This window comes from Pseudomonas sp. FG86, assembly GCF_057808775.1.
This window is the reverse complement of the sequence record NZ_JBMDIS010000020.1, coordinates 1-21,434: the sequence shown is the minus strand read 5'-3', so window position 1 is coordinate 21,434 and position 21,434 is coordinate 1. Positions and strand designations below refer to the sequence as shown.

At 57.9% G+C, this 21,434-nt stretch carries 20 protein-coding genes, 1 tRNA gene and 2 pseudogenes; 5 read left to right on the top strand and 18 right to left on the bottom strand.

All coding sequences use genetic code 11. The annotated features are described in order from the left end of the window. The first annotated feature begins 2 nt into the window (after nt 1-2). On the top strand, nt 3-365 hold the full coding sequence (locus ACODSV_RS15110) for a transcriptional regulator (RefSeq protein ID WP_310168555.1): 363 nt from the start codon (nt 3-5) through the stop codon (nt 363-365). Between the two features lie 12 nt (nt 366-377). Here the strand turns inward: ACODSV_RS15110 and sctU are convergent, their stop codons facing one another. The 11 genes from sctU to sctW all read right to left on the bottom strand — a co-directional run bounded on the left by sctU (nt 378) and on the right by sctW (nt 10,571). Further along, nucleotides 378-1,475 carry a type III secretion system export apparatus subunit SctU gene (gene sctU / locus ACODSV_RS15105; protein WP_150054902.1) on the bottom strand — a complete coding sequence of 366 codons (1,098 nt, stop codon included), beginning with the start codon at nt 1,473-1,475 and terminating at the stop codon, nt 378-380. Next, nucleotides 1,472-2,260, bottom strand: coding sequence for a type III secretion system export apparatus subunit SctT (gene sctT, locus ACODSV_RS15100; protein WP_150054901.1), 789 nt, complete (start codon nt 2,258-2,260; stop codon nt 1,472-1,474). Before sctT ends, sctU begins: the two co-directional genes overlap by 4 nt. 10 nt (nt 2,261-2,270) lie before the next feature. After that, nucleotides 2,271-2,534, bottom strand: a complete 264-nt coding sequence (gene sctS / locus ACODSV_RS15095) for a type III secretion system export apparatus subunit SctS (protein WP_024073279.1) — start codon at nt 2,532-2,534, stop codon at nt 2,271-2,273. Between the two features lie 7 nt (nt 2,535-2,541). After that, nucleotides 2,542-3,195, bottom strand: coding sequence for a type III secretion system export apparatus subunit SctR (sctR, locus tag ACODSV_RS15090; protein ID WP_024073278.1), 654 nt, complete (start codon nt 3,193-3,195; stop codon nt 2,542-2,544). After that, on the bottom strand, nt 3,192-4,223 hold the full coding sequence (locus tag ACODSV_RS15085; RefSeq protein ID WP_150054900.1) for a FliM/FliN family flagellar motor switch protein: 1,032 nt from the start codon (nt 4,221-4,223) through the stop codon (nt 3,192-3,194). The genes sctR and ACODSV_RS15085 overlap by 4 nt, the downstream gene beginning before the upstream one ends. Next, the gene (locus ACODSV_RS15080) at nt 4,220-4,672 is read right to left on the bottom strand and encodes a type III secretion system HrpP C-terminal domain-containing protein (protein ID WP_150054899.1); all 453 of its coding nucleotides are present in this window, start codon (nt 4,670-4,672) and stop codon (nt 4,220-4,222) included. The genes ACODSV_RS15085 and ACODSV_RS15080 overlap by 4 nt, the downstream gene beginning before the upstream one ends. After that, entirely contained in the window at nt 4,669-5,082 is a 414-nt protein-coding gene (gene sctO / locus ACODSV_RS15075) for a type III secretion system stalk subunit SctO (RefSeq protein ID WP_150054898.1), read from the bottom strand. Before sctO ends, ACODSV_RS15080 begins: the two co-directional genes overlap by 4 nt. Continuing rightward, nucleotides 5,069-6,430: a FliI/YscN family ATPase gene (locus ACODSV_RS15070; RefSeq protein ID WP_454843101.1), complete on the bottom strand. Its 1,362-nt coding sequence runs from the start codon at nt 6,428-6,430 to the stop codon at nt 5,069-5,071. Before ACODSV_RS15070 ends, sctO begins: the two co-directional genes overlap by 14 nt. After that, nucleotides 6,427-7,332 (bottom strand): FHA domain-containing protein, encoded by a 906-nt coding sequence (locus ACODSV_RS15065; RefSeq protein WP_150054896.1) that lies wholly within the window; start codon nt 7,330-7,332, stop codon nt 6,427-6,429. Before ACODSV_RS15065 ends, ACODSV_RS15070 begins: the two co-directional genes overlap by 4 nt. A 75-nt stretch (nt 7,333-7,407) precedes the next feature. Continuing rightward, nucleotides 7,408-9,501 carry a type III secretion system export apparatus subunit SctV gene (sctV, locus tag ACODSV_RS15060; RefSeq protein ID WP_150054895.1) on the bottom strand — a complete coding sequence of 698 codons (2,094 nt, stop codon included), beginning with the start codon at nt 9,499-9,501 and terminating at the stop codon, nt 7,408-7,410. Further along, nucleotides 9,498-10,571 (bottom strand): type III secretion system gatekeeper subunit SctW, encoded by a 1,074-nt coding sequence (gene sctW, locus ACODSV_RS15055; RefSeq protein WP_150054894.1) that lies wholly within the window; start codon nt 10,569-10,571, stop codon nt 9,498-9,500. The genes sctV and sctW overlap by 4 nt, the downstream gene beginning before the upstream one ends. 261 nt (nt 10,572-10,832) lie before the next feature. Here sctW and ACODSV_RS15050 point away from each other — a divergent pair, with 261 nt between their 5' ends. Beyond that, nucleotides 10,833-11,384, top strand: coding sequence for an RNA polymerase sigma factor (locus ACODSV_RS15050; RefSeq protein ID WP_024073270.1), 552 nt, complete (start codon nt 10,833-10,835; stop codon nt 11,382-11,384). 39 nt (nt 11,385-11,423) lie between these two features. Here the strand turns inward: ACODSV_RS15050 and ACODSV_RS15045 are convergent. Beyond that, nucleotides 11,424-11,552, bottom strand: a pseudogene (locus ACODSV_RS15045) (MFS transporter); the annotation flags it as partial. Between the two features lie 246 nt (nt 11,553-11,798). Between ACODSV_RS15045 and ACODSV_RS15040 the strand changes: the two are divergent. Beyond that, a tRNA-Met gene (locus tag ACODSV_RS15040) sits at nt 11,799-11,875 on the top strand. Nucleotides 11,876-12,040: 165 nt separating this feature from the next. Beyond that, nucleotides 12,041-13,264 (top strand): tyrosine-type recombinase/integrase, encoded by a 1,224-nt coding sequence (locus tag ACODSV_RS15035; protein WP_060765846.1) that lies wholly within the window; start codon nt 12,041-12,043, stop codon nt 13,262-13,264. Between the two features lie 149 nt (nt 13,265-13,413). Here the strand turns inward: ACODSV_RS15035 and ACODSV_RS15030 are convergent. The 5 genes and pseudogenes from ACODSV_RS15030 to ACODSV_RS15010 all read right to left on the bottom strand — a co-directional run. Next, nucleotides 13,414-13,662: pseudogene (locus ACODSV_RS15030) on the bottom strand (hypothetical protein); the annotation flags it as partial. Then, the gene (locus tag ACODSV_RS15025) at nt 13,659-14,642 is read right to left on the bottom strand and encodes an integrase domain-containing protein (RefSeq protein WP_060765845.1); all 984 of its coding nucleotides are present in this window, start codon (nt 14,640-14,642) and stop codon (nt 13,659-13,661) included. The gene ACODSV_RS15025 and the pseudogene ACODSV_RS15030, both read right to left, overlap by 4 nt. Next, nucleotides 14,626-14,979 (bottom strand): hypothetical protein, encoded by a 354-nt coding sequence (locus tag ACODSV_RS15020; protein ID WP_060765844.1) that lies wholly within the window; start codon nt 14,977-14,979, stop codon nt 14,626-14,628. Before ACODSV_RS15020 ends, ACODSV_RS15025 begins: the two co-directional genes overlap by 17 nt. Beyond that, nucleotides 14,966-16,372, bottom strand: a complete 1,407-nt coding sequence (locus ACODSV_RS15015) for a YfjI family protein (RefSeq protein WP_060765843.1) — start codon at nt 16,370-16,372, stop codon at nt 14,966-14,968. Before ACODSV_RS15015 ends, ACODSV_RS15020 begins: the two co-directional genes overlap by 14 nt. 1,053 nt (nt 16,373-17,425) lie before the next feature. Then, the gene (locus ACODSV_RS15010) at nt 17,426-17,962 is read right to left on the bottom strand and encodes a LasR-specific antiactivator QslA (protein WP_060765842.1); all 537 of its coding nucleotides are present in this window, start codon (nt 17,960-17,962) and stop codon (nt 17,426-17,428) included. A 532-nt stretch (nt 17,963-18,494) separates the two neighbouring features. Between ACODSV_RS15010 and ACODSV_RS15005 the strand changes: the two genes are divergently transcribed. Continuing rightward, nucleotides 18,495-18,827 (top strand): hypothetical protein, encoded by a 333-nt coding sequence (locus ACODSV_RS15005; protein ID WP_060765856.1) that lies wholly within the window; start codon nt 18,495-18,497, stop codon nt 18,825-18,827. Nucleotides 18,828-19,183: 356 nt separating this feature from the next. Here the strand turns inward: ACODSV_RS15005 and ACODSV_RS15000 are convergent, their stop codons facing one another. Then, a complete protein-coding gene (locus ACODSV_RS15000) occupies nt 19,184-20,737 on the bottom strand; it encodes an RNA 2'-phosphotransferase (protein WP_178094269.1) in 1,554 nt (517 codons plus the stop codon). Between the last annotated feature and the right edge of the window lie 697 nt (nt 20,738-21,434).

Sequence of the window (21,434 nt, the reverse complement as noted above, 5' to 3'; positions counted from 1 at the left end):
CTATGGAAATACCCACAGACGCCGAACATCGTCGGGTACTTCTCAATGACCTGGTGAGTGGCGCTGCCACTCACCTGCACCTGTCAAAAGGCATCCACCTGTGTGCGCTGAAAGCCGGGGAACAGCTCGGCCTGGCCCTGCAAATTGCACCGCGTGTCTTACAGGCCGGCCAGTTCCAGCGTGTGCTGGAACGCCGCTTCGAACAGGCCTTGGCGTTCGATGGCTGCTTTGTCTTTTCGAATGCCGGGGGAGCCCTGATTCTCTGGCACCCGGTGGTATCTACCGATATTCCCCTGGATCAAATCCTCAGCCGCCTGCTCTCGCTCGCAGAACTTGAAGCCCTGGATCGACACTGCAATCGTTGAACACACGATGGCTCAACGCTGGTCCAGTTCGGGCAACTCCAGGGTCTCTCGCTTGGCCTCATCGTCCAGTTCACGCAAAGTACGGTAGATCAAAGCAACGGCCTGCAGCGTCTCTCGGGGAATGTTGCCCCCCAACTTCTGCTTGTAGAGCGTGCGCGCCAACCAGACACACTGAATCACGGGTATGCCCGCCGACTTGCATCGGTCGATCAGTTTGCGGGCCTGGGCGTCCGTACCTTTTTCCACAAGCTGCGGCAGCGGCGTCTTGCCAGGGCGATAGTACAAAGCGACCGCAAAATGCGTCGGGTTGACCACCAGCATGTCGGACTCTTCCAGCTTGGGCAGCTTGACCTTGGGCTCCTCATTCGCCAACTCGTAGGCCAACTGACGGCGCTGGCCCTTGACGTGAGGGTCGCCCTCCATATCCTTGTACTCCTTGACCACTTCCACCTGGGTCATCCGCATGCGCTTGGCAAAAAAGTACTTTTGCAACGCCAGGTCAACGATTGCCAGCACCAGCAGCAAGCCCAGGCACATGTGCAGCAAGTGTCGAAACAGCGTCATCAGCGCCAAGACATAACTTTGCAGGTCGCCACTGGCCAGGCTCACCAACGCGCTCAACGACGGGCCAATGACCACGTACAGAATCAGCGTCAGCAGCACGGCCTTGGCCAACCCCATCAACAGGTTCATCACCGACTGGCCGGAAAACATCTGCTTGGCCTGGTTAAGGGGGTTGAGCCGATTGAAATCTAGTTTCAAGGTTTCCGGGGCAAAGAGGAAACCGAACTGCATCCAGCTGCTGATCAATTTGACCGCGATCGCCACCCCCACCATCAGCAGGGCAAAAGAGAAAAACACCAGCAAGCCTTCGAACAAGACCTCTTCCAGCGCGCGCACGAAAGGTTGCCCCATGCGCGCCATGGGCAACACCAGTAGTTGCTGAAAACGCTGCATACTGGTTTCGGCGGTGAACAGTGCAATTTCACTCAAGGCCGTCAGTACCAGCAGCTTGGCCACGTCCTGGCTTTGAGCAACCTGGCCTTTCTTACGTTGGTCACGCAGCTTCTTGGGGGTCGCGGCGTGTTTTTTCTCCCCAGAGTCACTCACGGCTGCGCCCCCTGGAACATCAAGCCCAGAGAATGCTTAAGGTCGCCCAACAGACTCATCCTGCCCACGATCAAGTCTTGCAGAAGAGGCATATACAAGAGCAGGAACGCCAGCCCAGCCAGGCATTTGACGGGCATCGCCAGCGATGACACTTGCAATTGCGGGCTGTATAAACTGAGCAACGCTACCCCGAATTCCAGCAGCAACAGCACCGCGATAAAGGGCGCGGCGTACAGCATCATATGCATGAAGGTATCGCCCAGCAGCCCCAGGAACTCGCCAAAGCCATTGACCGCCGGCACCGGCCACCATGCGGTGGGAGGCCAGATCAGGTAACTGTCCCAAATGACCTGGGTCAGGACGCCAAGCCCAAGGGTTACCATCAGCAGGAAGATCGCCAGTTGCTTGAACATGTGACCGATGGGCGTTGCGTCCGGCCCCAGCGAAGGATTGATCTGGCCACCGGTCAAGGCCCCGCGCTGGTTGTCCAGTAACGCGCCGACCGACTCGAACAACCAGAATGGCATCGAAAGCAACACACCGAGCAGCAAGCCCAGCACCGCTTCCTTCAGCACCAGAGCGCCGATCATCAACAGCGAATAATCCGCACCCGCCAACGCAGCATGAATCCCAGGGGCCGGCATCAACGCCACAACCATCACAATGACATGTCGCGGCATGCCACGAATGTGCTGAAAGCAAAACGCCGGTACGAGAATCGCGCAGGGATAGATACGCGCCATGGCGATCACCAGGCTGGGCAAGTAATCAAGATAAAGCAGCACAGGTGTTACCTCAGTTCAGCGCCGAGCGGGCAACCATGTCGAAGGTCAGGTTGATCAGTTGGATCAACTCCAGGCCAATCCAACGTCCCGTCAACACCAGGGTGATGCCGACCGCTACCAGCTTGATGCCGAAAGGCAGCGTCTGATCCTGTATCTGCATCAGGGCCTGTATCAGGGACGTCAGCACACCGACAATCACCGCGACGATCAGCGGCGGCGCCGACAGCACCACCACCAGCAGCATGCCCTGCTTGAACAGCATGATCGGGTCCATAAGCGCCTCAGAGGTAGGACAGGAACAGGCTGTCGAGTAACCGCGACCAACCTGAAACCAGCACGAACAGCAGCAGCTTGAGCGGCAGCGAAATGGTCATCGGCGAAACCATTTGCATGCCCAACGCCAGCAGCAGGTTGGAGACGATCAGGTCGATGACGATAAACGGGATATAGATCAGAAACCCGATCTCGAACCCCGCCTGCAATTGCGACAGTACGTAGGCCGGCACCAGCAGGATCAGGTCGTCACGACGTGCGGCCTGGGCCATTTCCGCGGGCCACATGCGCGCGGTGTTTTCGACCAAATGCGTCAGGATGTCCGCGTCAGTGTTGCGCATCATAAAAGCCCTCAAGGGCTGTATCGCGTTGACACTGGTCTGCTCAAACGCGTGCACGCTGCTCAAGTCCACCGGCGTTACCTTGACGGCCTCGGCGATTTCATAACCCACCGGCGCCATGATGAACATCGTCGCCGCCAGCGCGATACCGTTGATGGCCATGCTGGGCGGCACTTGCTGCACGCCAATCGCGTTGCGCGTGATCATCAGCACAATCACGATCTTCAGGAACGCGGTGCACACGATCAACAACATCGGCATCAATGACAGGGCACCCAGGAACAGCGCGAGCAGAAGCGGGTCGATCCCCTGGAAGTTCATCGGGAAAAAATCACACGGGACAATTGCAGGCCCAAGCGACCATCCACATCCACCAGTTGCCCATGCCCTATAGGCCGGTCGCCGTAATACAGCCCCGCCATGCCCGGCGCGTACCCCGAGACGCCGAGCACGGCACCAGGCGCGAGTTGGTGCAACTCACCCAAGGTCAGCTGCAACGTGCCACAGCGCACGCTCAAGCCCATCGCCAGTTCGTCAAATGGCTCACGCCCGAATATATCCACAGGCGCTTGATCGGTGGCTGGCGACGGATCGGCCCACTCGTAGCCCTGGTTCTGGTCTGCTGAAACCTCATCCACACACATTTCCTCGATAGAAAAAAAAGTAAAGCGCAAGACCCCGGTGTCATGGTCCAGCCGCCCTTGCAAGCCCTGGCGGCCCACGCGCAAACGCCCGTCACCGTTGGCGTTGAACATCGGGTTTTTCAACATGAGTACGTCACCGGGGCGTACGCTGCTCACCTGGCTGATAGGCAGTTGCGAATGCCCCAGCAGCACCGACACCGAGAGCGTCAGCGAATGAGGTAACGACGGGGCAAGCGATTGCCACGGGCCCGCATCGCACAGTGCGAGGAAGGTATCCGGCGCGAGTGAGAGGCGGTCCACCACTCGGGATTCGCCCAACCTCACCGTCAGGCGACAACTGAAATCGTGTGGCTGCACGCTTTCCTGCAAGCGCAGATACCCCAGTAACGACTGCACTTGAGGGCTGAGTTGATGTTGAAACAACGCCCAGAACCACGCATCAGGGTCATTGCCGTGCTCAGCCAATGTCACCGGGCAGTCACCGAGCAAGCTGAGGACCGGGCCAGGATCACCGAACGCCAGCGCCCCACAGGCGGTATCGAAAACAAAAGAGCCGTTCGCGCTGGGCATATGGCCCGGCTCCAGCAACAGCTCGCCATGCTGGCCCGCCACCTGATACGACAGCCGCAACCCCCGTCCCAGCCGTCGCAAGGCGGCAACGATGGCGCCGTCGACCACAGGCAGCGTCAAAGGCGAAATCATCATAGGCAGCCTGACAGGGTCACCGACACCTGCACTGGCCGCCTCAACTCAGCGCTCAATCGGTCCTCGCATCGCTGGCGCATATCTCCCAGCCACGACCGCGTGCGCTCTTCCTCCGGGTCCAATTCAATCTGCAGCGCCCCCATCTCTCGCCGTACGTTGACGTCGATGCGGCCCAGGCGCGGCAAATAGAACACTGCCTGCAAAGGCCACTGAGACGCCGCATTGAGGCGCGGTACCAATTGCTCGGCGAACGCCTCGACCATCGCCGTATCGGCAGATGCCTGCCTGGCGTGCAACGAACTACCGAACCCCTCCCCGCCGCCTTCGCCAGCGCACAGGTTCGCAAAGAGCCGGCCCTGCTCCCACAGGAATACGAGGCCTGGCGTCGACTCACGCTCGTCACGCAATGGGCGGGGGCGTTCAGGCTTGCCTGCCGGGACCTGCGTCATAGCACCTCCTGTGTCAACAAAGCAGAAAGCTCCTGGAGTTTTTCGACCTGGCGCAAGCACTGGCTGACCTGCTTTTGTGCGCGTTCCACTTCAATCACATGCGTCTCCTTCTGCCCATTCAGCCCCTGCAAACGATCCTCCTCACGGCGGGTGTCGGCGGACAAGGTGTGTTCTTTGGCCGTCCAGGATTTGAGCATGCACACCGACACCACCTGCCCCTGGTGCTCGCTCAGTAATTGCGCGCTTTGCCTGGCCTCCTGCTGTCGTGTCTGCTCCAGCGCGTCCTCGGCTTGCTCGATGTGCGCCTGCAGGGCTCGCTGGTGCCGCTTCGCTTCACGCAACGCGCGCTCGGCGCGATCGGCGCGATGCCTGCGTAGGCGACGCAGGGTCTCCAGTTCAGAAAGGGACATACGCCGTCAGCTCCGAAAGTTTTTGGAGGGTGGAGGCCAGTGGCGAAGGCTCGCGCAAATCCTGGCGCAGGAAGCCATCGACGGCCTGCCGACTGTCTACCGCCATGTCCGTGAGGGCATCGTTGCCAGCCTGGTATTCCCCCAGCTTGAGCATCAGTTCAATCTGCTGGTACGCCGACAGCAGGCGCCGCAGCGCGGTGCCAGCTTGTATGTGCGAAGGCTCGGCCACATTGCTCAGAATCCGCGACAGGCTGGCCAGCACATCCACCGCAGGGTAGTGCCCGCGTTCGGCAAGCTTGCGCGACAGTACGATGTGCCCGTCGAGCAGCGAGCGCACTTCATCGGCCACCGGGTCGCTCATGGAGTCCTGTTCGATCAGCACGGTGTAGATCGCCGTGATCACGCCTTCGCGAGTCAGGCCAGCGCGTTCCACCAAACGCGGCAACAAGCTGTAGACCGACGGCGGCAAACCTCCGCGCCCCAACGGTTCACCCGCAGCCAGACCGATTTCACGCTGAGCCCGGGCAAAACGGGTCAGGGAGTCGATCAGCAGCAATACCCGCTGGCCTTTGCGGCGAAACCCTTCGGCCAGCGCCGTGGCGGTAAAGGCGGCACGCGCCCGCTCCATACTTGAGCGATCGGACGTTGCGCATACCAGTACCGCCTTGGCCCGCAATTGGTCGTCGAGTTCATGGTCAAGGAACTCGCGCAGCTCCCTGCCCCGTTCACCAATCAGGCCGAACACAATCACATCGCACTCGACATTCCGGGCAATCTCGGCGAGCAAGGTGGTCTTGCCGCAACCAGCACCGGCGAACAGCCCCACGCGCTGGCCTTCTCCCAATGTCAGCAAGCCGTCGATCGAGCGCACGCCCGTCGCCAGCGCCTGATGAATACGCGGGCGCTCAGTGGGCAGCGGCGCTTCGCACAGCACCGTGGTCGCGTCCTTGGTGTCGGCATCATCGACAAACGCTCCCGGCCCCTCGCCCGCTATCGGCCGACCGAAACCATCGAGTACCTGCCCCAGTAGTTCATGGCCGACCCGCACACGATGCGGCACGCCCAGGCGCTGCACGCTGGCGCCCACTTGCACGCCTTCGAGGTTGCCCAGGGCACTGAGTACCGCATCCTGGTGATCAAAGCCGATGATTTCGGCGAGCATGCTGTCATCACCGTATTTATCCACTTTGCACAGGTCGCCGATGCGCGCCTGAGGCAGCCGGCATTGCAACAGCATGCCGTTGACGCGCTGGATACGTCCGCGCACCGCCACCGGCGCAAAGCTGGCCAGATGACTGACTTGGCGTGCCTGCCACGCGTCAAGGCGGTCCTGCAGGTCCTGGCTCACCAGCGCACCTCATAGCGACGCAGGCCATCGAACACCACCTTGGCATTATCAATGGAGACCAGGCGCAACCCATCCACTTCATCCCCCAGGAACAACCTGCGTCCGCCCTCCAGTACGACATGACCATTCGGGCCACCGACAATCTGGGTAATCTTGAACGGCGGCTGGCTATTGCCTTCTCTCACCCGGCTGATGACCGGCACGGGGGTGTCGAAACGCTCGGCAAAGCGGCCGAGCATGCGTGACAGCAGCGCCATTTCTTCCGATGACACGTCACCGTTGAGTGAGATCTGCCCATTGATCACCTGCATGCTGATCCGTTGCGCCAACTCGCGCTCGCTCAGCATCTTGAGCAACTGCTGGCGCACTTCAGCGACGCTGGCCAGATCAATTTTCTGCACGGGCGCAGGCATCAGTGAAGCCTGGACATCCTGATCGCCGGCGTTCATCACGCCCACGGCAGCAACCAGCACCGCGAATACCACCAGCCCACTGATCACGCGTTTTTGCGCAGGCCCGCGCAGGGTGCTCAGGCGCAGCTCCGGCCGCGCCTCAGCGGGTACCTCAAACACCTCAACACTTGACTCAGGCGCAGGTTCCGCAGGCCACGGCTGATCGGTGAGCGACACACACAACCGAATGGCGCCGATGGAAAACGGCCGGTCCAGGGCCAGGTCAACAATTTGCGCCAACACCTGCCCCTGGTCGTCGTGCAGCAACCCTTCTTCTGCCTGCACGCACCAGCACTGCTCCACCTGGCGCAGCCAGGCATGGCGCGCGGCAATACCCGGGTCGTAAAGCGCCAGATCGGCCTCCGCATTGGAGCCGATGCACCACTGCTCGCCAAATAACGGCAACGCGGCCCCTTGGTGCAAGCCGTTCAGTACGCGCAACTCAAACATGGTCAGGCCCTCGAAACTGCTGAAAATGGCCAGTCATCACCGCGCACACTCATGCCACTGCCTCATGCCACTGCCTCATGCCACCGCCTCATGCAGTTGACCATCGCCGGCGAGATCGAAACGCCCCAGCACCTTGACCTTCGAGGCACTCCCCAACTCGGCGAAGGACAGCACCGGCACATGATTGAACTCCTCCAACAATAGGGTCCGCAGAGGGCTGCGCAGGTCCTGCGCGACCAGCAACACGCGCTTGCGCTTGAAGCGCATGGGGAAGGCTTGCTTGAGCAGGCTGATCAGCACCGCGCTGCTATCATTGTCGAGGGCAAAAAACACCCCGGTCTGGGTCTGACGCAGCGCCTCACGCAGGATGTTCTCGGTCTGGGGCGACAGCAGCCAGGCATGCAGGCCGTCGGCTTCGCTGTACTGATGGAATATCTGTGACTTGAGGGCAATGCGCGCATAGTCGGCCAGGGCATCCGGCTCGCGCTCATGCTGGCCGTACTCGACCAGCGACTCGACAATCAAACGCACAGCCCGCAGCGGTACGCCTTCACTGGCAAGGCGCTGCAACACCGCCGAAAAGCGCGACAACGGCATGATGCGTTGCAACTCCTGCACCAGTTCCGGCTGGCTTATTTCCAGCCAACTAAGGACCGACTTGCTCTCCTGTACCCCAAGAAACTGGGGCCCGCTGAGCATCATTGCGCGCTCCATGCGCTCCAGGATCAAGTTCTGCGCGGTGACCCGCTCCAGATGCTCATCGGTGAGCAGCGGATGATCCGTTGCCAGCCACACCCACTCCTCTTCTTCCCGTGCTACCTGCCCGCGTACACCGTCATGCGGCACCTCGCTGAGCGCGGCATATTCCACCGCCAGCCACGGCCCCAGAGTGGCCCTGAGCACAGGTACCTCATGTACGCAAAAGCGCAGCTCATCCTCAGCCAGCACCGTAGAAAACTCGACTTCAAAGGGGGGTAGGGTCAAGCCCAGGTTGGCGACAAGCCCATTGCGGGTCTGGCGAATGCTTTGCATCAACTCCACTGCCAGGCGGCTACCGTTGAGCGCAGCAGGGAACTGCAGCAGGTAGGGCCGCGACGGGTCAAACGAACGCAGGTCCTCCTCACCGTTTTGCTCCGGTGCGATGGCGTCGCCATCCGAGCCCTCTTGCTGCTCCTGTTTTTTACGCTCGTACGCCAGGTAGTAGCCAAGCGCCCCAGTCATCAAAGAGATGACGATGAACGTCACCGTCGGCATCCCCGGCAATGCGGCAAATGCCAGCATGCCCACCGACGCGATCATCCAGCTCTTGGGTTCGCTGGTCATCTGCCGGGCGATTTCGGCGCCCATGTTGGTCACGCCCCGGCGTCCGTCCGGGGCGACACGGGTGATGATCATGCCGGCAGTCAAGGAGATCAGCAGCGCGGGGATCTGCGCGATCAGGCCGTCGCCGATGGTCAGCACCGAATACAGCGCCATGGAATCGGCGGCGCTCATGCCGTGCTGGAACATCCCGGTGGAAAAGCCGCCCAGCAGGTTGATCACCACGATCACCAAGCCGGCAATCGCATCGCCTTTGACGAACTTCATTGCCCCGTCCATGGCGCCGAACAACTGGCTTTCACGGGACAGCTGCTCACGTTTGTCACGGGCCTGCGCGCCATCGATCAGGCCAGCGCGCAGGTCACTGTCGATGGACATTTGCTTACCGGGCATCGCGTCCAGGCTGAAGCGCGCGGCCACCTCGGCCACCCGTTCCGAGCCCTTGGTGATCACCAGGAAGTTGACGATGGTGAGGATCATGAAGATCACCAGCCCCACCGCCAGGTTGCCGCCGACCACGAAATTGCCGAAGGCCTCTACGATGTCGCCCGCGTCCTGCTCCAGCAGGATCAGGCGTGTGGTGGCGATCGACAGCGCCAGGCGAAACATGGTGGTCAGGAGCAGAATCGATGGAAACGAGGAAAACGCCAACGGCCCAGGCAGGTACAGTGCGAGCACGATCAACAGGCAGGCGATACAGATATTAAGCGCAATCAGGATGTCCACCAGCCAGGTGGGCAGCGGCACGATAAACATGAACACGATGGCCAGGACCACCACCGCACCCAACACTTCGGCACGCTGGGCCACCTTGAGCAGCACGCGGTTGAGGGACGTCAGCGCCGTCACTCCTTGGCCCTCGCGTCATCGCCAAGTCGCGGCGGCAGTTGTTCCAGGCGGGTGAGTTCATCCATCACCAGCAAAAAGTTATGCAGGCCTTCCTGGCGCCCACGGCTATCGCGCCACAGGACTGATGGCAACCCCTTGAGCATCGGGTAGAGCGCGTTCAGCGAGGCCAACTTGCCACTCGACGCCTCCCCCACCAATGCCTCCGCCAGGCGCTGGACTTCAGAGGCGGCGATACCATTTGCGGCATACCCCAACAGGCGCTGCAGCAGCACCACGGCGTCATGTTCGACCTTCAGGCGCAGGATCAACGACTGGCAGTTGCACAACACCCCGCTCAATTGACCACAGCTTTGCAGCCCCTGCAGCAGCGTGCGCAACTGCGCCGTCGGAACCGACGAAGTACAGGCCGCGATATCGTCCGCCAGAGCGCGGCGCATCACGTTGAGCCCGGTCGCGAACTGCTCTCCGCCGTACACGCCCAACAGGGACTGCATCATGCTCGCCAGGGATTGGCGCACCACCACGCTGGCGTAGTACAACGCGCGCACCGCCTGGCGTTCCTGGGGGTCATCACTGGCCGCCTGCAAGGCCATGGCGATGTTCAGGCCGGCCTGGATCTCTCGCTTGTAGCGCATCTCCAGCCTGGCCAGGGCATCACGTGCCAATGCCGCTTCGGTCTTGCGCACCTCGGCTTCTGCCTGGGCCGTTATCTGCTGGAGTACCACGTAGGTACGCGCCGGATCGTTTCCGGTGAGTTCCAGCAGCTTGCTGACACTGGGTTGCTGCAGCAATTGCAGCCTGACACGTCGAGAAACCGAGGCCAGGGTAGCCTGGGCCGGATGCCCCAACTGGTCATAAAGCTGGGACAGTTGCTCCAACGGGGTGACTCGAACGCCCATTGAACGCTGACTCAGGGCCTTGCTGTTAGACACCACTTCCTGACTGAAGAGGTTGGCGAGAGCGTCGACATCTGATGACACGGCAGGCGTTTGGGGGCGGGTGGCGCTAGCAGGGGCGGATTGATCCAGGCCTTGGAGCTTCTGCACATCAGGGAGGGATTCGACTTTCATGGGCGTGCCAGGACAGGAAGTGTGTGCTTGTGTGGCAAACAATCCCGTTACGGTTCCATTGAAACCCCTCTTGACCCGCTTTTTGAAAAGACCGGCACGGACTCAAACGCCTTTTTGCAAAGCCTTGCGCAAAGCAGGCTGATTTCAGAATATTTATTTATATAAATCAATAAGTTATGTGTTTTTTCCGCTTGGCACAGGCAGTGCTAAAGGGCTTTCCGTCGAAACCATTTCGATAGCGTCTACCCTGAGGAAAAAATCATGGATATCCCTATTGGTGCTTTAGCTCACTTTGTCAGCGGCTCGCCTCAATTCATGCTCCACCTGACGGACGACCATCAGAAAAAACTCCGACGTTTTATCCACAAGCGTGTGCTCAACCCCGAAGACGCAGACGACATTCTGCAACTCACCTACCTGGAAGCCTGGCGCAACAGGGACCGCTTCAGCGGCCAGGCCACCCTCAGCACCTGGATGTGCGGAATCGCCCAGAACTTGATTCGCAACCACTTTCGGCGCCTGTACGCCAAACCGGTGCATTGCGAATTCGATGAAGCGCTGTGGCATGGCCAAGAGGAAAACCACAACCTGGATTGGGAGTTCGAGATCAACCGCCGGCTGGAAAAAACCCTGATCGCCATCAAGCACCTGCCGGCGGAGATGCGCAAAACGTTGTACGCCTCACTGGAGACCGACGGCAGCTACCAGGACACTGCCGACGCCCTGGACATCCCCATTGGCACGGTGCGCTCACGCTTGTCACGGGCGCGTGAACAACTCAAGCGCGTCACCCACAACCCACTGCACCCGTAAGCCAGCCTAGCTGGAAACCGTTGGGCGGCAGGGATATCTGCCCAACCGATCCAGGCCTTTTCCGCGCGTGGCAAAAAAATCGCCAGCAGCCCAAAGCCCCCCCGCGATCACCCCCACATTGCCTGGTACCGATTCCTGTGCGTACACCACCATCGCCAAGAACGCGCTCTGGAAATCACCGAAAGCCCAATGGAGGAGCAGGCTTGCTGTTCAATGGGTGGAGGTACAGGCTGGGACGGCGCTATGGCGAGCAAGCCCGCGCGCCCCTTGGATCTGCAACGCTATAAAGCCTGCACCCGCCTCGCCATTCGTCGCCGTCGCAGCGCTTTTCGGTTAAACAGTTGAAAGCGTAGATAAAAATTCAACAAAAACGCTTGACGCATTTCCGTTCTACGCGAATAATGCGCGCCACTTGGCTACATAGCTCAGTTGGTTAGAGCATAGCATTCATAATGCTGGGGTCCGGGGTTCAAGTCCCTGTGTAGCCACCAAGTACCGATTTATAGAGATCCAAGGATGTCTATAAATCACCTCAAGAAGCCCGCCTCGTGCGGGCTTTCTTGTATCTGGATGTCCAAGCTGATCCACCTACATCCTTCACATCTTGTATGCCTCCATGTATGCTTCAATAAAAATTGAACTGGAGGCATACACGGATGAAACGCAGCGATATTAAACGCCGTCCTCTCTCCGATACCGCACTAGTCAATCTCGCTCCCGAAGCGGGGGCCTACCGTGAGCTAGACAGCTCGGGGCTGTATTTCAGAGTAAAGCCTAACGGGCAGAAATCGTGGGAGTTGCGCTATAAGAAGCCCGACGGCAAATGGTCGTGGCTCGGGCTTGGCGGTTACCCAGAAGTCAGCGGCGCCCTTGCTCGGCAAAAAGCTGCCGAATTGAGATCGGATGCAGCAGAAGGCAAAAATCCGATAGCCGCTAAGAAAGCTAGAAAAGCTGCGGAGATAGCAGCAACAAACGAAACCTTTGAAGCCTTGGCTCGTGAATGGCATACGTCTCGCTTGGCTGGCTGGGATAGCGGCACAGCAAAAAGAGTCCTTGGAGCCTTGGAACGCCACGTGTTCCCTCTTGTCGGAAAACGTCCTTATGTCTCCATCATGTCGATGGAATGGATGGAGCTTTTGAGAGGGCTCGAACGTCAGGGAATCCTCGAGCAGATGAGTCGCGTGAGGGCTTACTGCAAAGACATCTACGACCTGGCTCGCGTAACCGGCAGGGCGATGAACAACCCCTTAGAGGGGGTTCATAAATTTCTGTCATCGGGAAAGGTCGAGAACTACGCCCATGTCTCCCTGGAAGAACTTCCCGCACTGCTCAGAGCAATACGATCATACCCACACGCCAGGGATGTCCAGCTTGGCCTCCAACTGCTTACTCTCATGGCTGTCCGCCCCAGCGAGCTTCGAGAGGCATACTGGGCTGAGTTCGACTTTGACAAACGGCTTTGGACCATCCCCGTTGAACGCAAAGGCCGTAAAAAAGGGCGTGAACACCTTGTACCACTCTGCAAGCAGGCACTAAGCGCTCTTACTGAACTACGGAAAATCACGGGAGCGTACCCATTGCTGTTCCCTGGTCGAAGTGATCGAACCAAGCCTCGCAGCGATACCGTTTTTCTGATGGCGCTAAGGCGCCTTGGTTACGAAGGACGACAGACCGGACATGGCTTCCGTCATATTGCAAGCACCGTACTCAACGAGCACGGTTTTCCAGCGGACCACATTGAAGCCCAGCTCAGTCACAAGCCGACAGGTGTCCGAGGGATCTATAACAAGGCTCAGTACCTGGAGCAACGTACGACGATGATGCAGTGGTACGCCGATCATCTTGACGGGCTTGAAACAGGAAATATCAGAGCCGTATAAAACTACGGCCTCTTAGCTTCTTGCCCAGTGAAGAGCGTCCGCAGAGCTTCCTGATAGGCTTAGCTTGAAGTCGACCATTTAGGTTGCGGGATGCCACAGCTTGGTGAGCACTTATCCAAATTGAGCTGAATGTCAGCTTTAATACTTTCACGCCGCCTACGAATTAGAGCTGTTGTTAACTCGTAATAGTAGACGGTAGCTGGAGCTGAGCATCGCAAATAGTGCTCCAGAAACCATCTCACGTGTTTTTCCCTCCAAGACCAGGGAGTCGCGCAACCCCAGCGTTCACGAATCGCCTCGTGCATCCTTTCTGCTTGCCTGATGTGCCGCTGCCGCGTGGCATGCGCACCTTTAAGCAGAGGGCTCAAAAACAACGCCATATCGAACTCGGACTTCATCGACGACCTCCGATGTAGGCACTCACCACGTCGATGCGGTTATGCCCCAATTCGTGGCTGATCTGCTGGCGTGCACGCTGATCGAGTGCTCGATCCTCTCGATGACAACGACCGCCATTGATGGGCGCGGAGAAGCTGGTCAGTTGCTCATAGCGCTCACAGGCGTAAGCCGCCCTTAGTTCATGAAAGCCTTTCAATCCATGTTCATGCAGGATGTCCCGTGCCGGTCGCACGATTGTCTGTAGGAAATCTTTGTAGCTTTCATCAGGTGTTAACAGATTCCGACTGCCCTTGGGTGAAGCCTCGCTGGCCCTGTCGAGGGCGCCACGAACTTGATCCGTGACCGCAATCCAACGCGGTGCCGATGCGCCTGATCGACCGCCTTTGGTGCCGTCCTGGATATTGATCTTGCCCAGTTGCCGAGCCTCACGTTGCAGCCGGGGCAAGTCCGCCAAGATCGCTTCACGCAGACGCATGCCGGTCTCCCGAGCAAGGAGCACAATGGCACTCACCCTCGATTGCTGGCCTCGCTCTGACAACGCCTGTGCGATCAACTCGACCTGGACACGGTCTTGGCCTTGCGGGGCCTCACTACGCACACCTGAGCGCTGCAAGCCAATCGCCTTGCTCGGACTGGGGATTTTGACGTACTGATCACCGCGCAGCGCGGCCATCGTTCGGTTCACGCTGGACAGTCGGTTCTGCGCGGTGGCAATGCCGACGTTGCCCTGATCAACCTGCTCCCGCACGTGAACGGCGTACCGCATGAGGATGTCGCGGTCTATCTGGCGCGCGTCGTTGACCCTCGGTCCTTCATCGGATCGACACCAACGCACGAACGCCTGCCAGCGATCACTATGGGCTTTGACGGTCGCAAAATGGCCATCGCCAAACAGATCTTTCAGTGCTTGCGGCCCGGCATAGCTGAGCTGGCGACCGAAGCCGAAATTGCGCCCCGCTCGCTTACCGACGCGAGCCATTTTTCTGTTCCTGATCGACTGCAGCGAGCTCATGCAAAAGGGCTCTCCAGTTCGCACTCACGACGGCGAACTGGGACCAATCAGTCGGGCGAAAACACAGCGTGTTATTGATGACGTAGAGATGCGCGCCCTCTTCTTTCAACCACTGAATGATGACTGTCGTCGAGGCAATAGCTTTATGGGTGGTGGCGACACCGGCGACATCGGCGACACCCCTTGTCCTGCCTGGCTTTGAGGGCGGCGACAAAGTGGCGACAGTAGCGGCGACAAACTGCGCTTTCGGCTCCTTTTGGCGCTGAGCCAGATGGTTACGCAACGCTTCATCAAGATTGAACATGACGCACCTCGAAGGTCTGCCCGTCGGTGATCAGCCACTGATGATCAATCAACTCGACCAACAGCTTGGCAGCATGACGACTGCTCTTGCGGGCAAAGCGGGGACCGTTGCGATTCAGATCTCGAATACTGAAGCGCGTCCACTCCTTGACCTGCAGCCAGCGCAACAGCCGGTCCGCCTCTTCTTTTACCCTGCACACCGGCTCCTGCTCGGTCAGGCGCTGGATCTCGGTGAGGTAGTAGCCAACTAAGGCCGAGGCCCGCTGGATATGGTCGACCTCCACGACACTGCTCTCCTCCACAACGGCCAAAATGCCGGCGACGCGCAAAAGGTTGTCGGCGGCCTTCGAACCGCTGGGCCGCACGCTGGCCAGCTCGCCAAACTCACCCAGTTGAGCTTCGATAGCATCATGCAAATCAATCCAGCGACGACGCGCCAGCGGACTGAGGCTCAGCTTTGACAGTTGCAAGGCTCCGTCAGCGGAAAGTGACCAAGGCTGATAAAACAGAGCCGAAAGGCGATGATGATAGCGCTTGAGGGCAGCGTCTTTGGACAAGTCGACAGCCTGGTAGCTACGTTGCCCGGCTAGACTGGTGGGCCAGGTCATCAAGCAGCGCCCTAGAATGCCTTGCCCCTGCAGCAACGGATCACAGAGTAACTGCATGGCCAAATACGGTTGCAGCATCAGGTGCAGGCTCAAGCGTCGGTCATAGGCTCGCAAGCTTTCACCAACCATGGAACGCGCGCGATCTATCGGGCTGCCATCCCAGAGTGACGACAAGGTCGTGACCGCTTTCAACCGGTTATCCCGACTCATGGTGCTGCTGCCGAGGAATTGTCCACCCTCATCACAGAACAGACCCATGCTAGGCAGGTCATGACAGAGCCCCTTGATCAGGGCCTCGATAGTCGGGTCGGTGGTGATCAGTCTAGGGGCTGAGGGCTCCGCTTCGAGCGACATTCCGTTTGCGGGCTCAGGATCGCCAGGCTTGATACGCTGCGCCTGTCGCTGTGCGGCACGGTACCGGGCAAGTTGTTCGCGATAGCGCTGCCACTGTTCACGCTCCCATTGCCGTGCCGGCAGCAATGCACATCGGTCTGCGGCGGTCTTGCGATCACCTGACGCGGCCACCGTGATCAGGTACAGCGACAGGGGATAATTTCTCCCGTCGAGCTGTAAGCCCGCATGACCTTGAGTGGCCAGCGCCGAGGCAGCCAACACTGATTGCGCGGCCAGTGCCTGGGGCACGCCGATGACGTCGGCCATTCGCTCTACCGCAGGCCCAAGAACCCCACCCAGTGCCTGCACCGGATAAGGCTGGGCTAAGGGATTCGACTCAATCAACGGTCGAGGTGGTTGTGGTAGTTCAAGCTTCGGATCTAACTGCTGCATGGCCCTCTCCTCGTTCATTGCTGGTTGTCCTCACGTAGTCCCGCCACGGTTGTTGAGTGTTATCAGGGATCAAGGCCCCTGCGGCCTGTGAGGTGCTCACTGACGCGGAACGAACGGCTCCTTACAACCGGGAGCGAGGGCATAACCCCATGAATCTGGCCTCCTTAGTCGCATCCGAAGATGCGGGCGGGTAGAGGCTGTGCCGACTGACGAGTTCGGCACCTGGAGATCTGGAGTAGGAGAAGGCAACGACATGGACACCTGGGGCATGCCTGACTGTCAGTCAGATGCAGCCTTTCCATGGGCTGCGGCACCGGTGCCTGTGTCGTTGCGGATGGCGACGAATCGGATTTGTCAGGTCGATTGTCACGAGGAGAGTTGCGGCAATGCCCTGTACGACGTGGCTTGCAGCAGTGGTACGAGCGCCCGTCTCTTTCCCGGAGAAAGAGACGGGCGCAGTCTGGCGCAATGAAGTGTGCCGAGAGGTGAGGTGGCTGCAGTGCAGCGAGGAAGGTCCATCGTCGGCCGCAGTGGGCAGATCAGTCGAGTGGGCATCCATCACTCTTGTGGAGTGACCGTGCGAGCCGCCGGACGCTAATCGCACTTCGGTAGAACCACCACGCAAGTGGCGTAGCCTTGAAGGTTCTGGCTACCTGGGCTGGTGCTGTCAACGACAGCGATCCGTGCGCCAATTGTTATACCCACTCGAAAAGACGGTCAAGCATCAAGGGCAAGGCGTGCAAAAAGTGGCGACTGTCGCCACTTTTGTCGCCATGCTCCAGGCCACGTTCTACTTGCGTTGTCGCCGGTGTCGCCGGTGTCGCCACTTCTCTAGCCATGACCACGGCAAGATCCGTTCTTACACTGGAGCGGCACTCGAAAAGTAATTTCTGATGGGTAAACGAGGGCGTGACGCTAATTGAAATTCAAAATGAGATGGTGGAACGAAGTGGCTTCGAAAAAAGCGAGTAAACCCTCCGACCGGCGCGATCAAAGATCGCTTAATCGGAGGGTTTGGCGGGAAAAGCAAAGTCTCAAACGTCAATTACAAACTCAGGCATCGATGCTGGTTGATTGGGCAGTGACTGCCTCACGTCGCATGATCAGCGTCTGCTGCAATCGCAGCAGAAAACCTGCTTCAAATGCTTCTTGGGGATCTCCCGGGCGATGACGTTTTCGATTCTGCGCCAGAGCCCACCATAACGGTAGTGATGAGCCATCGAGCCAGGTCTCAGCACAACGAACGCCGTCCTCAATCATTGGGCCGAATTCATTGCCCCAGGGCGTTCGAATACCAGGACAGCCGTCAGCGGATGGGACAGAGAAGTACTCACCAATCTGTTGATGAACTCGTTGAGCTGGCATACCCGTCAGATATCGAAACGCCTTGTCGAACAACACTGCAGCGTCATCCAGCAGCTCTACAGCCAGTTCAACGTCCTGCGGAAAATGAAGCAGAATACTCTGTGCTCCATTAAGCCGAAGAGTGGCAGCCTGCCGTAGTTTAATCGCGGCATCTTCAGGGGTAAGCGATGCAGTATCGATGGTGCTTGGTTTGGGGAGGCTAATTAGAAGCGAGAGATCAAACATCGCGGAATCCTCCGAGATAGTTTGCAATACGAAACAAACGGCTAGGGCGGCGCACGAGCTTAAAAGGGGGACAGGACATTTTCCTTATCTCCTCGGACAGTTAAGGAACCATCCACCCAGCCGTTCTGACACGAAATGGGTGGCGGACCGTACGGGGGTCAGAAACCGGCGTCCGAGGGAACCGGCCAGGCCGAAGCCTGCCCCGCACGGACCGCCATAGAAAAGCAGCAGCTAAGCCTCTGTAAGCACTTAATTGCTGGCTATGGCGCCATGCGCCTCGAACAATTCAGGTTCTGACACCCGGCCACGGGACTGACCGCGACGGACAAAGCGTAAATGCGAAGCAGTGACAACACAAGCATGCAGTATCAATAAAATATGCATCCGAATGAAGGCCGGCCAGACGCTGATGCTCGCAGGTATCTGGTGGCCCTCTATCGCATCAGGTCTGACCCAACGACGATTTACCGCCGAGTCCGGCCACACTGATAGAATCGGTCAGACTGTACATAAGACCCTTCTGAGAAATGATATGAATACAGAGTTGACGGAAGAAGAGATGCGCCGGGCGCTGTTCGGTGAGTCTAAGTCCCCTGCACCGGCAATTAACTCACACGTGCAAGACACCGTTCCGGATGTCGTGACCGTGCAACCGATAAAGGCAGCGAAGAAAAAGAAAACGTCAAAAGCCTTTACGCCCAGGCTGAGAGTCACGCTGCGGGTGGGAAATGAGTTTGAAGGCAAAATGCACGAGGAAGTACATGAGGTCGATACGCTGAGCACCCTAGTTGCGGAGCAAGAAGCTAAAAAGACGGCTAGAAAAAAATTCAAGTTTGTGGAGGTTATTTCGGTCAAGTCGATGTAAGCGGCTATTCTAATTTGGCATTGAATCGCTTGCTGTTAACGCGAGTCGCCCAACCGGCGAGTTCGTGTCGATTGATCACTTAAACCTCAGTTACGGTAATGGTATCGCTAGTTTTACAGTACCGTACCATTCAAAGTATCGATGCCTAACTGAACGCCCCCCGAGACCGAGGGTACCGACAGGCAGAAACCGGCCAGAAGCGGACAGTCAAGATCCAAGCTAGAAGGCGCCCAGAGCAGATTAGATTCTGGGGCCCCGTTTTTCCTTCTCCTCAGCAAGGAGAAGATAGCAAGCTCGTAAACTGCTAGAAGAAGGCGGAAGTTTCTAGTTTCATCTATGGAAAAGGCTGCTGATATTTAGCGAGACGCACCAGCTTCCTCAATAAAAGGATTAATTATGGACAGGCGATGTGGCAAAACATGCGCTGACACCCAGATGCCTTCAGCGACGGGCGTTTCATCATTGCTTTGTTCTATCGCAAGGACAACCGGAGCGCCCTTGCGCTCACCTACCGCCATGGCCTCCTCAGCGACATTTGTCAAATGCACCATACGCCGCTCCATCGGGATTACTCCGTCCCTCACGATCCTATCGAGTACGGACCAGCTAGACCCGTGATACAAAGCAGTTGGTGCTCCCAATTTGATACCGGCCTCGATAACAACATCCAGTGTATGCCCGTAAAGAGCTCTGATGCGACCGTCTCTTACTTCGAATCTTGGCTCGCCGGGATGTTCGGCAATAGCGAGTAAATGACTCGAATCCACTTTTAGTGAGCGAGCTAAATCCTCCATGCTCGCAAACCCTGTGTTATCCACGGGTATTCCGTTGCTCGGGCCGGAATGGCGGAGTTGATAGGCCATTGTCTTGCTCAATCGACGATGGTCGTGGCTAGGCACGGATTCATTTGCTTCATTCTGTTCTATGCGGGAGAGAGCCTGAAGCAGTTCCCGTGCCAAATTTTGAATTAAGTCAGTGCAGCACTCTGAGATCAGACCGCATAGCTCCCGCGCGTGACGTCGCAGGTGCTTTCCTGCCTCTTTTTCAGTCCCTAGTCGCAGGGCACGAGTGATAGCGAACCACCCGTATGCGACAATTAAGTCTGATTCACTAATTGTGTGGCCCATTCGGCTAAAATATCTTTCCATAAGCGCAATTCGCATGCGCCAGCCGTCCAGGTTCGCTTGTACAAGCGCATTATCCTCTATTAGTTGGACAACATCGTATCCAATCGGTATGAACTCGCTGGACTCAAGATCAATGGCTACGATTCGCCCAGCTGGGTCAACTATCCAGTTTGATGCATGACCGTCTCGTTTTCTAACCAGCGGCAGCTCTCCAGGAAAAAGTTTACGCAGGGAGTCAACAAAGCTGTCAGCATGTTCTTGCTCGAAGAGACTCCTCGACCACATCTTGAGGTAGTCTTTTAATGGTCGCCATGCTGATTTACCTATCGGAGGAGTTCCTGCAACGCTATGAAAGATAGCGAGGAGGTCTGTGATCGGCTCTAGTACGGCCAAGGCCTCTTCCGCAGAAAGCTCGCTCACTAATCGTCCCGCTGCTCGCTGAGATACGTGCACCCATCGCCGCTCGTCTTCAGAGGGAACCTCTACAATAGCGAGCGAACGAGGCACTTCAAACAGACTCGTATCTCCACGAGAAGCGATCACTTTTCGTAGCGAGGTCAACATCGTCGCCTCGTGGTCTGCCTTTTCTTTCGTAGTCCGCTTGAAGACGAACGTTTCAGAAAGAAATCCGCGAGCGTCAGCAACAGCGAATACCTCGTTACGGCCACCCAAATTTGATCGTGCGTAGATTGGGGAATTCAAGGCTAGGATAGCTGCCTCACGCCAACTGACTGTGGTATATGATGTTTCGCCACCGGAAAGGCCATCTAGGTAGTCTTTCACTCGCGCTATACCGATTCTCGGAAGCGGCCAAGTAGGATGTAGGGTACAAAGTTCGGTAAATACATCTTGAGCACGATGAGCCAAGTCCAGATTGCCAGTTCGTTTAGCTACCGACAGTGCCGCGGCTCCAGCCTCCCATTGAACGTGTCGGTTAGACCGCGCCATTTCAGACAGTGACCCTGTTATATTCACGTACCTAGATAGGTCATTCGGCTTAAGAAGATCAGATGGACCATCTACCATTTGACGTAAAAACTGTGCGCTCAGCACAGCCGCTGGTACAGACCCTCGATCTGTTAGCAGATATTCTAAATTGTTGATTACGCATCTGATGATTCCCCACAATTTGGCGGAAGGTTGTGTAGCCATCAGTGCGAGCAATCCCCTTGGTATTGCCATCGACCTCGCTGGCAGATCCAACTGCGTCTGTTTGGCCGCTTCAACTATGGTGGAAAGAACACGGCAACGAGCTTCATCAACTGAGCCCCTAGGACGAGAGCGGGTCAGCTTAAGTTTCGCTATTTTTAGCTGTTGGAATCTAACGCTTCCAATACCGGAGTCTGAGAGCAACGCTAGGCGGAGTCGAGCTTCAACCTCCGCAAGTTCTGATCCCTCAACAATCTTTGGATTCTCCGAAAGGAGGGCGGTTGCAGAAGCTGAGTGCAACACGGTTATTGATTTGAAGCTGGAGCATGAT

What these genes read in the sequence shown, in the direction of transcription:
- ACODSV_RS15110 (WP_310168555.1), top strand. Translation starts at nt 3, where the DNA reads ATGGAAATACCCACAGACGCCGAACATCGTCGGGTACTTCTCAATGAC.
- sctS (WP_024073279.1), bottom strand. Translation starts at nt 2,534, where the DNA reads ATGGACCCGATCATGCTGTTCAAGCAGGGCATGCTGCTGGTGGTGGTG.
- sctR (WP_024073278.1), bottom strand. Translation starts at nt 3,195, where the DNA reads ATGAACTTCCAGGGGATCGACCCGCTTCTGCTCGCGCTGTTCCTGGGT.
- ACODSV_RS15085 (WP_150054900.1), bottom strand. Translation starts at nt 4,223, where the DNA reads ATGATGATTTCGCCTTTGACGCTGCCTGTGGTCGACGGCGCCATCGTT.
- ACODSV_RS15080 (WP_150054899.1), bottom strand. Translation starts at nt 4,672, where the DNA reads ATGACGCAGGTCCCGGCAGGCAAGCCTGAACGCCCCCGCCCATTGCGT.
- sctO (WP_150054898.1), bottom strand. Translation starts at nt 5,082, where the DNA reads ATGTCCCTTTCTGAACTGGAGACCCTGCGTCGCCTACGCAGGCATCGC.
- ACODSV_RS15065 (WP_150054896.1), bottom strand. Translation starts at nt 7,332, where the DNA reads ATGTTTGAGTTGCGCGTACTGAACGGCTTGCACCAAGGGGCCGCGTTG.
- sctW (WP_150054894.1), bottom strand. Translation starts at nt 10,571, where the DNA reads ATGAAAGTCGAATCCCTCCCTGATGTGCAGAAGCTCCAAGGCCTGGAT.
- ACODSV_RS15050 (WP_024073270.1), top strand. Translation starts at nt 10,833, where the DNA reads ATGGATATCCCTATTGGTGCTTTAGCTCACTTTGTCAGCGGCTCGCCT.
- ACODSV_RS15035 (WP_060765846.1), top strand. Translation starts at nt 12,041, where the DNA reads ATGAAACGCAGCGATATTAAACGCCGTCCTCTCTCCGATACCGCACTA.
- ACODSV_RS15025 (WP_060765845.1), bottom strand. Translation starts at nt 14,642, where the DNA reads ATGGCTCGCGTCGGTAAGCGAGCGGGGCGCAATTTCGGCTTCGGTCGC.
- ACODSV_RS15020 (WP_060765844.1), bottom strand. Translation starts at nt 14,979, where the DNA reads ATGTTCAATCTTGATGAAGCGTTGCGTAACCATCTGGCTCAGCGCCAA.
- ACODSV_RS15015 (WP_060765843.1), bottom strand. Translation starts at nt 16,372, where the DNA reads ATGCAGCAGTTAGATCCGAAGCTTGAACTACCACAACCACCTCGACCG.
- ACODSV_RS15010 (WP_060765842.1), bottom strand. Translation starts at nt 17,962, where the DNA reads ATGTTTGATCTCTCGCTTCTAATTAGCCTCCCCAAACCAAGCACCATC.
- ACODSV_RS15005 (WP_060765856.1), top strand. Translation starts at nt 18,495, where the DNA reads ATGAATACAGAGTTGACGGAAGAAGAGATGCGCCGGGCGCTGTTCGGT.